Genomic DNA, 14,436 nt, shown 5'->3' on the forward strand with positions numbered 1-14,436 from the left:
CCGTCGAGCCCTCACACCGGCGTAGGTGATCAGCGGGGTCCGTCTCGGCGCCGGCGCGCGTGACGCGGTCGTCGCGTTCCTTACCTTCCTCCTGCTGGCCTGCCTCCAGGCCCCGGGCCTGGTCGTCCCGGACACCAAGTACGACCTCGTCGTGGACCCCGGGCGCTTCCTCGCCCAGGCCACTCACCTCTGGACCGGGCTGTCCTTCGGCGGCCAGGTCCAGAACCAGGCGTACGGCTATCTGTTCCCCCAGGGGCCCTTCTTCGCACTGTTCGACCTGGTCGGGATGCCCGCCTGGCTGACTCAACGCCTGTGGTGGGCCGTCGTGCTCACCGTCGCCTTCACCGGCGTGGTCCGCGTGGCCGCCGCCCTGCGCGTCGGCACCCGCCAGACCCGGGTCGTGGCGGGAGTCCTCTACGCTCTCGCGCCGCGCATGCTCGGCGATCTCGGGTCGATCTCGTCGGAGATCTGGCCTGTCGCCCTCGCCCCCTGGGTGCTGCTGCCGGTCATCCGGGTCCTGCAGGGGCGGATGTCGCCGCGGCGGGGCGGGGCCGGTGCCGCGCTCGCGTTGGCGCTCATGGGCGCCGTCAACGCCGTCGCCACCGCCGCCGCCTGCCTGCCCGCGATCCTGTGGTGGGCCCTGCACCGTCCGAATCGCACGTGGGGTCGGCTGGCCGTGTGGTGGATGCCGCTGTCCGTGGCGGTGTGCGTGTGGTGGGCGGTGCCGTTGGTGCTGCTCGGCCGGGTCTCGCCGCCGTTCCTCGACCACATCGAGTCCGCCGAGGTCACCACCCGCTGGTCCTCGGTGACCGAGGTGCTGCGCGGCGCCGCGACGTGGGTGCCGTTCGTCTCGACCGACCGGACCGCCGGGGCGGACCTCACGAGCGAGCCGGTGTTCGTCCTGGCGACCGGGGCGCTCGCGGCAGCCGGGGTCGTGGGGCTGCTGTGGCGCGGGATGCCCGCGCGCGGTCGGCTGCTGGTGATCGCGGCCGTCGGGCTGGTGGCGATGGCGGCACCGTGGGTCGGACCGGCCGGCGGCGGCCTCGCCGAGACGCTGCGCGCCTTCCTCGACGGCCCGGGTGCCGCGCTGCGCAACGTCCACAAGTTCGAGCCGCTGCTGCGGTTGCCGCTGGTACTGGGCGTCGCCCACCTGCTGTCCCGTCTGCTCGCGGGGCTCGTCGGCGACCGCCCCGCCCGGGCCCGGGTCGTCGACGCGGTGTCGCACCCCGAGCGTCACCGGCCCGTGGCCGTGGCGATGGTCGTCGTGCTGGCGGCGGGCGTGTCTCTCGCCCCGGCGTGGCTGGGGCGGCTCGCGCCGGTCGGGGCCCACGAGGCGCTGCCCGACCACTGGCCCGCCGCTGCCGCGTGGCTGTCGGAGAACGCGCCGGTGGACCGGCCCGGCGCGGACGGGGACCACGATCCGGCCGCCACCACCCGCGCGCTCGTGGTCCCCGGGGCGTCGTTCGGCCGTCAGGTGTGGGGTGTCACCCGCGACGAACCCCTGCAGCCGCTGGCCGGGACACCCTGGGCGGTCCGCGACTCCGTGCCGCTGCAGCCGGCCCCCGCGATCCGTGCCCTCGACGCCGTGCAGCGCCGGCTGGCGGACGGTCGCGCCGCGCCGGGGATGGCCGCGACGTTGGCGTCGCTGGGCGTGGGGTTCCTGGTGGTGCGCAACGACCTGTCGGAGGACTCCGCGGCGCCGCGCCCGGCGTTGGTGCACCAGGCGATCGACGGCTCGCCGGGGCTGGTGAAGGTCGCCGAGTTCGGCGACCCCGTCGGGGGATCCCGGGTCGGGGACGGAGACGGCGGGAGTGAGGACGACGACGACGACGAGGTGGTCGTGGTCCCCGATTCCGGGCTGCGGCCGGCCTATCCGGCGATCGAGATCTACCGGGTCGACTCCCGACTGGGATCGGACGCGACGCCGCCCGGACCGGCGCGGTCGGCCACGGCCCCCTACACGGTGGAGGTCCGCGACCTGCCGGTCGTCGCGGGCGGGCCCGAGGCGCTGTCCCGGCTGGACGATCTGCTGGCGGCGCAGGACTCGATCGGCTCGCCGTCCCGGGTCACGCGCCTGCTCGAGGCCGACGCCCTCGCGGCCGGGGTCGACCCGGCCTCCGACCCGTTCCCGCGTCCTCGGCCGCTGAACTCCACCGCCCCGGTTCTCACCGACTCGCCGACCGACCGCGAGACCGACTTCGGGCGCCTCGATCACAACTCGTCCGCCGTCCGCGCCGACGGCGACCCCCGGCGCAGCCGCGGGACGGTCCCCGACTACGCGGCCACGGTCGCGCCGGACGATCCGCCCCTGACCCGGGCCCGGTGGTGGGATGCCCGGGTGGCGGTGTCGTCCTCGGCCTCCGACTCGGCCCAGACCGGGCCGGTGCGGCCGTCGAACTCCGTCGCGGCCGCCGTCGACGGTGATCCCGGGACCGCCTGGCGTTCCGGCGGGTACGGGTCGGCGTTCGGCGAATGGATGGAGATAGAGATCCCCGAACCCGTCGACCGCGGCGTGCTCACGCTGACCATCCCGACCCCGGTCGCCGGCCCGCAGGTCAGCACCCTGCAGGTGCGCACCGACACCGGCACCACCACGGTGTTCCCGTCGGTGGGCGAGGAGACCACCGTGCCGCTGCCGCCCGGCGCCACGCAGCGGGTCCGGGTGACGGTGACGGGTTTCGCGGACGGCGGTCGCGGCACCTACTTCGAGGTCTCCGAGATCGGGCTGACCGCGGGCGGGCAGGACCTCCCGCTGTTGCGGACCATCGCCCTGCCGGACCGGCCCGAGGACTCGCGGCCCCCGTCGGGATGGTTGCTGCGCCAGGAACTGTCCGGCCGCTCGGACTGCGTCCACGGTGGCCGCCCGGTCGAGGGACTGGCCGGGGCCGAGGAGGCGACCGGCGCCGCCCGCTGCGCCCCCGAGTTGGCGATCGACCCCGAGGAGCCGCGCCGGTTCGCCCGCCTGCTCGACGTCCCCACCGCCACCGCCGTGGTCCCGCAACTGCTCGTCCGCCCGCGCCCCGGGGCCGCCCTGGACGACGTGCTGCGCGGCGACCCGGCCTCCCGCGCCCGACAGGTCCGCGCCACGGGCGAGTCACTCGTGACCGACCCCGCGGGCAGGCCGTCCGCCGCCGTCGACGGTGACCGCTCCACCAGCTGGCACGCACCGGACGTGCCCGCGCCGTCGCTCGCACTGGGCCTGCCCGGTCGCCAGCTCGTCGGCTCGCTCCGCCTCTGGGCGCCCCGCTCCGAGACCCCGGCCGCGCCCGAGCTCATCACCATCGACACCGGCGTCCAGCGCACCCGGGTCGACCTGTCCACGCTCACCCCGGAGGCGGACGGTTCCGTCGTCGTCGACGTCCCCGCCGACCACACCGACCGGATCACCGTCCGCGTCGACGACACCCGGGACGTGCGCGGCCCCGCCGGCGCACAGCTGCCCACCGGAATCGCCGAGGTGTGGGTGCAGGACCCGACGGGCGCCCGGATCGGCGCGCTGCCCGCCGCCGACGACGACCCCGTCACGCTGACCTGCCGGGACGGGCCGCGGGTGCACATCGGAGACCGGGTCGTCGGCACGCGGATCACCGCCACCCGCCGCGCACTGCTCGAGGGTCGCGCGGTGACGGCCGAACCCTGCGACGACTCCTCGGTCCCGCTGCCCGCGGGACCGCAGGAGGTCTCGGTGGACCCGGGTGAGGCGTTCTCCGTGGACACGGTGGGCCTCGTCGTCGTCGACCCCGCGGCCGGAACCGGCACGGGCGGCACCCGCGGCGGCCCCGCGCCCATCCTCGGCGGTGCCCCGCAACCCACCCGGGCCGTCACCACCGCGCTGTGGGACGACTCGCGGCGCGAACTCCGCGTGCCGTCCGCGCCGCGCGAACGGGTCCTGGTGATCCCCGAATCCGTCACCCCCGCGTGGCGGGCCCGGCTCGTCGCCGACGACGGCTCCGAGCTGGCCGACCCGCGCCCGGTGACCGTCGACGGGTGGAAACAGGGGTGGGTCCTGCCCGCCACCACCACAGGGGCGACCCTCGTGCTCACCGTGCCCCTCGACGCTCCCTACCGCTGGGCGCTGCTCACCGGACCGCTCGCGCTGCTGCTGGTCCTGCTGCTGTTCCTCGTGCGCGGCAGCCGCGACAGGGCCGGGACCCGAGCGACGTCGTGGCGGGGCCGCGGACTGCTGACGATCGCCGCGACCGCCGGGGTCGGATTCGCGGTGGCCGGACCGGTCGGGCTCGGGCTCACCGCCGGGCTGACCGTCGGCGCCCTGGTGGCCAGCCGCCATCTGGGGGCGGGGAACGCGCGGACCCTGCTGGTCGTCGGCTCCGGGGTGGGGATCGTCGCCGGTGCCGCGCTGCTGGCCCGCGCGCCCTGGCCGGATCCACTCGGCTACGCCGGGGACGGGTGGGGTCCTCAGGTCGCGACGGTGGCCGGACTCGTGTGCGCCGGGTTGGCCGCGAGCTGGCCGTCCGCGGGCCGCCCGCGCGGTGCGCGTCGAGGTGCCAGCCAGCGCCCGGCAGGGACCTCCACCAGCGCGTAACCGGCGGCCGCGACCACCGTCGAGACCACCGCGGTGACCACCCAGACCCGCAGCATCTGTCCGGAGAACATGGGCACCGCGGCGATCTGGAACGCGAAATGCAGCACCAGCACATGCCACAGGAACACGCCGTACGACCACCGGCCCAGCGTGGTGAACAGGGTCGAGCCCAGGACCGCGAAGTGCGGGCCGCCGTCGTCCGGGACCGTGGGGGCCAGTGCGACCGGGGCGAGCAGGCAGAACGCGACCACCGCGCCCAGCGCGGTGCGGGCCGCGAACTCCGGGCCCGCCGGGTGGACGAAGCCCTCGGCGAACCACTGCGGCGCCGTGCTCACGAGGAACGCGGTGGCCGCGACCGCCCACCACCCCCACCGCGCATGCCGGTGACGGGCCAGTGCCGCCGCGCGGCCGGGTGGGGCGCAGGCGAGTTCGGCCAGGATCATCCCCGCCGCGAACCACGACGCGAACGCCGGCGGCAGGATCTGGTCGTTGATCCGCTCGTGCAGGCCGAGGTCGTACCACGGAACGAGCGCCCACGCGAGACTCGCCACCCCCACCCCCGCGATCACCGGGATGCGCCACCGCGCCGCCCGACCGCGTAACCGGGCGAGGGCCCACCACAGCAGGGGCAGCACCAGATAGAAGCTCATCTCCACGGACAACGACCACGCGTGCGTGAGCCCCTCCACCAGGGAATCCGGCACGAACACCTGCGTGAGCGTCAGGTTGGACGTCCATGTGCTGGCCGAGCTGCGGGCGTTCTGGGGGATCAGCAGGAAGACGGCGGCCACCAGGACCAGATAGGCAGGCATGATCCGGACGAGGCGGGAGCGCAGATAGACACGGGCGGACCGCGCCGTACCCGGGGTTGCCCGACGGGCGTGCAGGGCGTGCGCGCGCCACAGGAGGAATCCCGACAGGGCGAAGAATACGGCCACGGACAGGTCGAACCGACCCCAGACCCGGTTGAGGAACGATCCCGTCGAGGCCCCCGTCTGGAACGCGACATGTGTTGTGAGAACAGCGAACGCGGCCACGGCGCGGAGCCCCTCGAGCGCCGGGACGAAGCCCGTCGCGGAAGGGAGAGTTCCGACTCGTTGGTCGGGGGTGCCGAATGCGTTCTTCATCACTGTTAATCTTCTCCTGATGATGGTCCGGTATGGCAGGCGACCCGGGAAGTTACCCGGGCGTAACCCACGGACCGAGGGCGCGACTCCAGGAGGACAACCGATGGCACGACAGAGCAGTTCCGCGGGACGGAGGTCCTCAGTGCCCGCACTGGTCCTCGTCGGGCTCGGCGCATTCTTGATCACTATCGCACTGGCACTCGTGTTCTTCGTGGTGCCCGGCCAGAAGAAGACGCCGTTGGACATCAACTCCACGACGGTCACCGAGGTCGCGCCGGGGGCGGTCCTCGTGGGCAAGGCGCTGGCGGGCAACACCCCCACGGATCTCAACTCAGACCGGCCGGAGTGCCGTCCCGAGGGCGGGGCCGCCGCCGGCGGCGAGGCCGAGGGCGACGCGCCCGAGGGTGAGGCCGCCGAGGCGGAGACCGAGCAGGCGTTTCCGGTCTCGTGCTTCATCGACAACGACATCCCGCTGTACTCGCAGCGTCGTGTCATGGCCGTCGAGCCGTCGGACTCCGACGTCATCACCCTGCAGGCCGCCCAGTCGCTGCTGCGCGAGGACATCGCGGGCGGCGAGGACGTCGAGGCCCTGATCAACGCCACCGTCGACCGTGTGACCGTCGACCGCGTGTCGGCCATGCCGGTCGACGAGGCCACCAGCACCCTGCAGGTCGTGGCCGGCGGTGGCGACGACGCCGCTCCCGCGGGCTTCGCCCGCAACGGGCTGCAGTACAAGTTCCCGTTCGACACCGAGCAGCGCGCGTACGACTACTTCGACGCCAGCACCTTCACCACCAACCCGATCGAGTTCGTCGGGGAGACGAGTGTCGGTGGGATCGAGGCCTACGAGTTCACGCAGGAGCTCGGCCCGATCGACATGTGGTCCTCGATCCGCGACCACTTCGCCTCGATCTCCGACGGCTACGACCCGGCCGTGGAGTCGGTCCTGGCCAGCTACCGCCGCGAGGGCATGACGGCCGGCCAGTGGGGCCTCGAGGGTGACCCGGAGCGCGAGGTCGACATGCGCCGCTTCTACACCAACACCCGCACGGTGTACGTGAACCCGGCCACCGGCCAGATCATCAACGGCAAGGAGGACATCTACCAGTTCTTCGCCGAGGACCAGGACGAGGCCGAAACCTTCTTCAACGACAAGGCCCGCATGGAGGAGGAGAAGTCCGAGCCCACCCGCACGGCCGTCCGCTTCCAGTCCGGTTGGAACGAGGAGACCCAGGACAACACCCTCGCCGGTGCGCAGGAGAGCGCCGACACGCTCAACACCTTCGGCCGCGTCGTCCCGGCCGTGCTGGGCATCCTCGGTCTGCTGTCGCTGATCGGTGGCCTCGTGCTGGGCCTGCGCGGCGGCGGTCGCACCGGCGGACGGACCACCCGGACCCGCGCCTGACCTGTCCGACCCCGCGGCCGCCCGCCTGACCGGGGCGGGGGCCGCACCCGGAGCATCGCCAAGAGCGTTCCGCACACGACACCCGAGTGGGAGTGTGCGGAACGCTCTTCTCGTTGGGTGACGGACCCGCGACCGCCGCGCAGCCGCCGCACAGCCGACCGCGACCGCCGCGCGACCGTCGGGGACACCAGCCGCCCGGCTCCCGCGATCTGTCCCTCGGATCGGGCGCTGCGAACCCGAGGGCGGCCTCGACGATCCCGCTCCGCCGGCCGCTTCGCCTATCGGATCACGCGCCACCTAGCGGATCCCGTAGGTGAGTCGCCAACGGACAGGCGACGTGGCTCGGCTCGAGGGCGCGGCCCGCTCGGCGCCCTCGCCTCAGGCGGGGCGGACGCGGAGCGCCCGCCAGCCGGCGGCGACCGTGGTGAGGGCGACCGCGACGAGCGTCGCGCCCAGGACGCCCTCGACGTCGCGGGGCGCGAACCACACCGCGACGGCGGTGAGCACCAGACCGCACCAGGCGATCGCGGCCTCCACCGTCCGGTCGGAGGCGATGCTCGCCAGCAGGAACGCCTGCAGCACGCTCAGCGTCACGCCCAGGGCGGCGAACGCCCACAGCAGGCCGGCCACGGGCCGGTAGTCCTCGCCGACGACCACCGGCACGAGCGGGGCGGCCGCGGCGGCACCGATCACCACGACGGTACCGATGCCCAGCAGGACGCCCACCGCGGAACGGACCGCGCCCCGGTGCCCCGCCGGATCGGCCATCCGCGGATAGAGCACTGTGCCCACGGCCTGGGGCAGCCAGAACGCGGCCTTGGCGGCGACCGCCCCGAGCGCGTAGCGGCCGGCGTCCTCGGGGGACAGCAGCGCGCGTGCGAGGAGCAGGTCGACGGAGGTCAAGGCCATCATCACGAGCTGCACCTGGCCGGCCGCGAGTACGGCCGCGACGCCGGGTGAGGTCGACGAGGTCCCGGTCGGCGGTCGCCGCGCCTCGGACCCGCGTGTCGAGATCCACGTCGCCACCACCCAGGCCACCGTCACGCCGACGGCCCCGGCCGCGAGCGCGAGCCCCACGCCCCCGCCCGCGGCGAGGACCGCGACGGCGGGCACCACCTTGCCGGCGCCGGCCAGGGCGAGCACTCCACCGAGGGCGCGGAACCGCTCGGCGCCCTGCAGCAGGCCCTGCTCGGTGGTGAGCAGACAGAGCACCGGGCCTGGGGCCAGCGCGGCGGCGGTGGCCGGGAGGGGGGTGTCCAGCAGCAGCGACACCGGGACGACCGCCAGCGCGGCGACCACCGCGACCAGGAGCGCGACGCGCCTGCCGAGCGTCCGCAGCACGTCGTGCGGAACCCCGCGGACGTGTTCGCGGGCGACGACCGCCTGCAGCGCCAGCGACGGCACGGCCACCAGGAGTTGCGCGGACAGCAAGGCGGCGAACGCGCCGTACCCCTCGGGGCCGAGCCACCGGGAGGCCGGAAGGTGCAGCAGGTAGGCGGCGATGTTGGCCAGCATCGAGCCGGCCGTCACCGCTCCCGCGCCGGTCAGGAAGCGCCTGGTGGCGGAGCCGGGTGCTGCCTCGCGCGCCTGATGGTCCACACCGGGAATCGTAGGGGGCCGCCGCGGTGGCCCGGTGGCTGGCCGCCGCCGGGCCGGCCGCGCGGCGGCGGTCGGGCCCGCACGCCGTGCGTGGTGGAATGAGCGCATGTCCTCGGCTCTCGGTTCTCGTCGCGAGATCACGCGACCCGCGGGCCGGGACGCCGTGCGGGATGCGGCGGTCGATGCGGCCGTGGGTGCGGTGGTGACCGCCCTGCTGCTGGCGGGGCTGGCGAGGCCCGGGTTCCCGCTGCTCAGGGATTGGGTGGCCACCCCGTCGCCGCCGCTGTCGGATGCCGCGCTCGGGCTGGGGGAGTCGGCGGCGCGGGCGGTGCCCCAGGACGTGGCGGTGGTGTGGGCGACCCGCGGGCTGCAGGCGGTGGGGTTGCCGGTATGGCCGCTGACCGGCGTGCTCACCGCCGTGTTCTGCATCTGGCTGGCGGTGGCTGCGGGGGCGCTGGTGCGCCGGATCCTGCCCGGCGACGGGGCCGCGGGGCTGCCCGGGCTCTGGCTGCGGCTGCCCGCCGTGGTGGGGGCGGTGTGGAACCCGTTCGTGGTGGAGCGGCTGCTGCAGGGGCACTGGTCGGTGCTGGCCGGGGCGGCGGCGGTGATGTCGATGCCGGTGCTGCTGGCCCCGTCTCGGGCCCTCGGTGGCGCGCTCGGTGGGGCTCCCGGCCGGCGCCGGGTGGCGGCGGCGTGCGCGGCGCTGGCCGCGGCGGGCCTCACGCCGACGGGCTGGGTCCTCGCGGTCGTCGCCGCGGTGGTGTCCCTGGTCAGTGGCGGTGGCGGTGCTAGTGCCGGTGCCGGTTCCGCCGCGCGGCCGGGCCGACGCACCCGGGCGGCGCTGCCGTTGGCCGCCATGGCCGTGGTGACCGCGCTGCCGTGGGTGTTGGCGACCGCGCTCGCCCCGGCCGGGACCGGCACCGCGCCGACCGCCGCCACGGGCGTGAGCGCGTTCGCCGCCCGCGCCGAGCCCGGCATCGGCACCCTCGGGTCCGTCGTCGCCCTGGGCGGTATCTGGAACTCGGAGGCGGTGCCGCCGTCGCGGACGACGTGGTGGACGGCCGCGGCGCTCGTGCTGGTGCTCCTGGTGTGGACACTGGCGGCTCCCGGCCTGTGGCGGGCGCGCCGCGACCCGGTGGTGCGGGCGACGGTGCCCCTGGCGGTCGGGACGTGGCTGCTGGTGGCGGCCGCCGCGACGGGGCCGGGCCTGGTCGTGATAGACGCCTTCGTCTCCGCCGTCCCGGGCGCGGGCCTGCTGCGCGACACCCAGAAGTGCGTCGCGTTGGCGCTCCCGGCGACCGTGCTGGCGCTGGGCTTCGCCGCCCGCGAGCTGGCCGGCCCGGACCCGGCCACCCGTGCACAGGCCACTCGGGCACCGGCCGGGCGACTCCGACCGGCCGGAGCGGGCCTGCTGCTCACCGCGGTGGCCGTCGCCGCCGTGCCCGACGCCCCGACCGCCCTGCGGGACCACCTGCGGCCGGTCGTCTACGGGCAGGACTGGGAGCAGGTGGCGCGGATCGTCGAAGGGAGGCCCGGTGACCTGCTGGTCCTGCCGGCGGGGTCGTTCCGGTCGACGCCGCTGTGGGCCGGTGGCGCGGCGGTGCTCGACCCGGCGCCCCGGTTGCTCGACACCCGTGTGCTGGTGCCCGGCGACCTGGTCGTGGGCGGAGCGGCGGGCGACGATGCCGCGGCGGTGCCGGGCGAGGGCGAGCGCGCGCGGCGGGCGGCGGAGGCGCTGCTGCGCGGGGAGGACCCGCGGGCCCTGGCCGACCTGGGGGTGCGGTGGGTGCTCGACGAGCGCACCTCCGCAGGCCCCCGGGGCGAGTCGGAACGGGTGCTGGCCGGGACGCCGTGGGCACCGACGACGACGAGGTTCGCGGGTCCCGAACTCGTCCTGCACGAGCTGAGCCCGCCGAACGGGCCGGGCGGAGCCGATGCCCGATGGGAGGCGGCCGCCGAGCCCGCCGCCCCGGGCCAGGCCCGCGCGGTGGTGCTGGCGGCGCACGCGGTGTGGCTGCTCACGCTGGCGCTCGGTGGGGCGATCGCGCTCGGCGGGGCGGTCAGCCGCGGGCGCGGTCGGCGTCGCCGGTGACCTCACGGCTGATCACACCGCTCACGCGCCGGCCCTCGGTGACCGCCCGGAGGACCTGCACCATCGCCGATCCGGTGGCGGGCCACGACATCCCCGCGGCCTTGCGGCGGGCGGCCTCACCCATGCGTCCGCACAGGTCGGGGTCGGCGAGCAGGCGGTCGGTGGCCAGGGTCATGGCCGCGACATCGTCCACGAGGACGCCGGTCTCGCCGTCGTCGATCGAGTCGCGTAGTCCCGCCGCGTGGTGGTAGCCGACGGTGGGCACCCCGTGCTGCGCGGCCTCGGACACGGCCAGGCCCCAGCCCTCCTTGCGCGAGGGCATGAGGTGGACGGTGGCGCCGGCGAGGATGCGGTGCTTGGTGGCCTCGTCGACGTGCCCGTGGAACACGACCGAACCCGCGTCCGGGCCGGGGCCCGTGCCGGCACCCGAGCCCGGCGCGGGGACGAGGAGCCCGCGCTCGGCGGCGTACTCACGGAGGCGGTCGGACCACCAGCCACTGCCGATGACGTCCAGCACCAGGTCGGGGCGGCTCGCGCGCAGGGTGGTGACGACGTCGAGGGCGTCCTCGACGTGCTTGTGCGGCACCAGGCGCGACAGCACCACCAGACGGGGGCCGCCGACGCGGGTGGCCGGCCCGCCGGGCTCGATGCCGGCCGGCAGTGGGTCGAGGCCGTTGCGCACCACCGCGATCCGGGCGGGGTCGACGCCGAGCCCGGCGAGCTCGTCGGCGGACGGCAGTGACACGGTGACGTACTGGCTGCGCCGGTGCACCCACGGGGACAGCCGCGACTCGATCCACCAGCCGATCCGCGCGACGAGCCACCCGGCGACCGGCCACTGCTCGCGGTGGATGTGGTGGACCAGGACCACGACGGGCGCCGTGGTCGCCAGGCGGGAGAAGAAGGGGACGCCGTTCTGGGTGTCGACGACGACGTCGGGCCGCCGCAGCGAGCCGAGCGGCCCCAGTCCGACCCTGCCGAACAGGATGGCCAGCAGGGCGCGCGGGTAGACCGTGAAGCGCCCACCGGCCCGGCTGAACGTCACCCCGGACCCGGTCGTGGTGGAGCGGGCCGCACCCCGCGAGCGTGAGGTCCGGTAGATGACGGTGTGCCCGGCGTCGGCGAGGCCGTCGGCGACGTGTTCGAGGTAGCGTTCGCTGCCGCCGCCCTGGGGATGGGTGCTGTCGCGCCAGCACAGCAGCAGGATTCGAGCCACGCGGACACTGTACGCGGGCGGCGGGACCGCCGACGGGGTGGTCAGCGCTGCCGCCGGTATCGTCACCGCCGTGATCACCGACCCGCTCCACCGCTCGACCGCACTGCGTTCGGTGGCCCGCCGCGCCACCCTCGGGCGGTCGCTCGGACTGCTGCGCTCGTTCCCGCTCGAGCAGTCCGACCCGGACGTCTTCTACTCCGGCCTGGCCCACGACACGGTGGAACTGGTGGCCGACCTGTGGGAGCGCTCCGGGGACCGGGCGGCCGAGCCGGGCACCGGGCCGGGCGCCGGCAGGCTGCCGGGGCTCACGGTGCTGGACGTCGGCGGCGGGCCGGGCTACTTCTCCGATGCCTACGCCGCCGAGGGGGCGCGGTACGTGTCGGTCGAGCCGGACGTCGGCGAGATGTCGGCCGCGGGCCTGGACCAGGCGGGCTCGATCCGCGGCAGCGGGATGTCGCTGCCGATCAGGTCGGATGCCGTCGACGTCTGCATCTCGTCCAATGTGGCCGAACACGTCCCCGAGCCCTGGACGATGGCCGAGGAGATGTGCCGCGTCACGCGACCGGGCGGCCTCGTCGTCGTCTCCTACACGCTCTGGTACGGACCCTTCGGCGGCCATGAGATGGGGCTGACCCACTACCTCGGCGGCGAGCGGGCACGGCGGATGTACGAGCGGCGCCACGGCCGCCCGCCGAAGAACGTCTACGGGGAATCGCTGTTCGAGGTGGGGTGCGCCGAGGGGCTCGAGTGGGCGCGCAGCACGTCCTCGGGCGAGCTGCTGGCGGCGTTCCCGCGCTACCACCCGCGGTGGGCGTGGTGGCTGGTGCGGGTGCCCGGCGTCCGCGAGGCGCTCGTGTCCAATCTGGTTCTGGTGTTGCGGGCTGAGTAGGCACCCACGCCGCGGCGGACCCTCGACTACAGTGAGGTGGAACACGTTCTTGTTTTCTACCTCCCGGAGGTCCTCCCGTGGTCGTCGTCCATGACAAGCTCTTCTCCGGCACCCGCTGGACCGATCCCATCACCACCGGCGTCCTCGAGGTGACCTCGCCGGCCACCAACGCCGTCGTGGGCCGGGTCGCCGAGACCACCACCGAGGACCTGGACGAGATGGTCAGCCAGGCGCGCGACTCGTTCGAGTCCGGCGTGTGGCGCTCCACCCCGCCCGCCGAGCGCGGCGCCCTGCTGGCACGCGTGGCCGACATGCTCGAGGAGCGCCAGGCAGAGGTGTGCCAGATCCTCTCCGACGAGATGGGCACCCCGCCCGGCACCGCCGCCATGATCCAGGTGACGCCGACCCTGGGCGTGCTGCGCTACTACGCCCGCCTGGCCGAGACCTTCCCGTGGTCCGAGGTGCGCCACGGCGACTTCGGCGCCTCCGTGGTCACCCGCCAGCCCGTCGGCGTCGTCGCCGCCATCACGGCGTGGAACGTCCCGCTCTACCTCAACACCGCCAAGCTGGCGCCCGCGTTGCTGTCCGGCAGTTCGGTGATCCTCAAGCCGTCCTCGGCCACGCCGCTGTCCGCGCTGTGGCTGGCCGACCTGTTCCGTGAGGCCGGGCTGCCCGAGGGTGTGCTGTCCGTGGTCACCGGCCCCAGCTCGGTGGGCGACCACCTCGTCTCCCACGTGGACGTCGACAAGATCTCGTTCACCGGCTCCACCGGCGTGGGCAAGCACATCGCCGGGATCGCCGCCCAGAGCCTCAAGCGGTGCTCGCTGGAGCTGGGTGGCAAGAGCGCCGCCATCGTGCTCGAGGACGCGGACATCGCCGCGCACGCCGGCACCATGGTGTTCTCCGCGCTCATGAACTCCGGCCAGGCGTGTGTGTCGCAGAACCGCATCCTCGCGCCGCGGTCGAAGTACGACGAGGTCGTCGATGCGCTGGTCGAGAACGTCAAGGCCATGCCCGTGGGTGACCCGGCCGACGACGGCACCGCCTTCGGCCCGCTGGCCAACCACAAGCAGAAGCAGTCCGTCGAGGGCTACATCCGCAAGGGTGTCGAGGAGGGCGCGACCATCGCCTACGGCGGCGGGAAGGTCGAGGGCCTGCCCGAGGGGGTCGCCGAGGGCGCCTACGTCCAGCCGACCGTGTTCCGGGACGTCGACAACTCCATGACGATCGCCCAGGAGGAGATCTTCGGGCCGGTCCTGCAGGTCATCGCGTACGACACGGTCGACGAGGCCGTGCAGATCGCCAACGACTCCGAGTTCGGCCTCGCCGGCGCGGTGTACTCCGCCGACCCCGACGCCGCGCTCGCCGTGGCGCAGCGGGTGCGCACCGGCACGATGGGCATCAACTGGTACGCCTTCGACCCGAGCGCGCCCTTCGGCGGATTCAAGAATTCGGGCCTGGGCCGCGAGAACGGCCCCGAGGGGCTGGACGCCTACTGCGAGCTGCAGAGTGTCCTCATGCCGTTCGGCTGGGAGCCCACCGAGGGCTGAACCCCGCCGCCCGGC

At 74.8% G+C, this 14,436-nt stretch carries 7 protein-coding genes and 1 pseudogene; 5 read left to right on the top strand and 3 right to left on the bottom strand.

Features of this window, described 5'->3' with window-relative positions; all coding sequences use genetic code 11:
* Window positions 1-25: 25 nt before the first annotated feature.
* Window positions 26-3,481 (top strand): annotated as a pseudogene (locus tag AC3DE3_RS06780) (DUF3367 domain-containing protein); the annotation flags it as partial.
* Between the two features lie 935 nt (window positions 3,482-4,416).
* Here AC3DE3_RS06780 and AC3DE3_RS06785 read toward each other — a convergent pair.
* On the bottom strand, window positions 4,417-5,670 hold the full coding sequence (locus tag AC3DE3_RS06785) for an acyltransferase family protein (RefSeq protein ID WP_488369431.1): 1,254 nt from the start codon (window positions 5,668-5,670) through the stop codon (window positions 4,417-4,419).
* Between the two features lie 103 nt (window positions 5,671-5,773).
* On the opposite strand from AC3DE3_RS06785, the gene pgfA reads away from it, so the two are divergent.
* Window positions 5,774-7,075, top strand: coding sequence for a cell envelope lipid trafficking protein PgfA (gene pgfA / locus AC3DE3_RS06790; protein WP_488369432.1), 1,302 nt, complete (start codon window positions 5,774-5,776; stop codon window positions 7,073-7,075).
* A gap of 378 nt (window positions 7,076-7,453) precedes the next feature.
* Here the strand turns inward: pgfA and AC3DE3_RS06795 are convergent, their stop codons facing one another.
* The gene (locus AC3DE3_RS06795) at window positions 7,454-8,674 is read right to left on the bottom strand and encodes a lipopolysaccharide biosynthesis protein (protein ID WP_488369433.1); all 1,221 of its coding nucleotides are present in this window, start codon (window positions 8,672-8,674) and stop codon (window positions 7,454-7,456) included.
* A gap of 106 nt (window positions 8,675-8,780) precedes the next feature.
* On the opposite strand from AC3DE3_RS06795, the gene AC3DE3_RS06800 reads away from it, so the two are divergent.
* Window positions 8,781-10,766: an MmpA family trehalose lipid delivery protein gene (locus AC3DE3_RS06800; RefSeq protein WP_488369434.1), complete on the top strand. Its 1,986-nt coding sequence runs from the start codon at window positions 8,781-8,783 to the stop codon at window positions 10,764-10,766.
* On the opposite strand, the gene AC3DE3_RS06805 is transcribed toward AC3DE3_RS06800, so the two are convergent.
* A complete protein-coding gene (locus tag AC3DE3_RS06805; protein WP_488369435.1) occupies window positions 10,735-11,982 on the bottom strand; it encodes a glycosyltransferase family 4 protein in 1,248 nt (415 codons plus the stop codon). The two genes, AC3DE3_RS06800 and AC3DE3_RS06805, sit on opposite strands and share 32 nt — an antisense overlap.
* A 70-nt stretch (window positions 11,983-12,052) precedes the next feature.
* On the opposite strand from AC3DE3_RS06805, the gene AC3DE3_RS06810 reads away from it, so the two are divergent.
* Together AC3DE3_RS06810 and AC3DE3_RS06815 are read left to right on the top strand one after the other, a co-directional pair.
* The gene (locus tag AC3DE3_RS06810; protein ID WP_488369436.1) at window positions 12,053-12,871 is read left to right on the top strand and encodes a class I SAM-dependent methyltransferase; all 819 of its coding nucleotides are present in this window, start codon (window positions 12,053-12,055) and stop codon (window positions 12,869-12,871) included.
* Between the two features lie 77 nt (window positions 12,872-12,948).
* Window positions 12,949-14,421: an aldehyde dehydrogenase gene (locus AC3DE3_RS06815; RefSeq protein ID WP_488369437.1), complete on the top strand. Its 1,473-nt coding sequence runs from the start codon at window positions 12,949-12,951 to the stop codon at window positions 14,419-14,421.
* The last annotated feature ends 15 nt before the right edge of the window (window positions 14,422-14,436 follow it).

It is taken from the genome of Dietzia sp. IBK-p2-16D, from assembly GCF_057773085.1.

What these genes read in the sequence shown, in the direction of transcription:
- AC3DE3_RS06785 (WP_488369431.1), bottom strand. Translation starts at nt 5,670, where the DNA reads ATGAAGAACGCATTCGGCACCCCCGACCAACGAGTCGGAACTCTCCCT.
- pgfA (WP_488369432.1), top strand. Translation starts at nt 5,774, where the DNA reads ATGGCACGACAGAGCAGTTCCGCGGGACGGAGGTCCTCAGTGCCCGCA.
- AC3DE3_RS06800 (WP_488369434.1), top strand. Translation starts at nt 8,781, where the DNA reads ATGTCCTCGGCTCTCGGTTCTCGTCGCGAGATCACGCGACCCGCGGGC.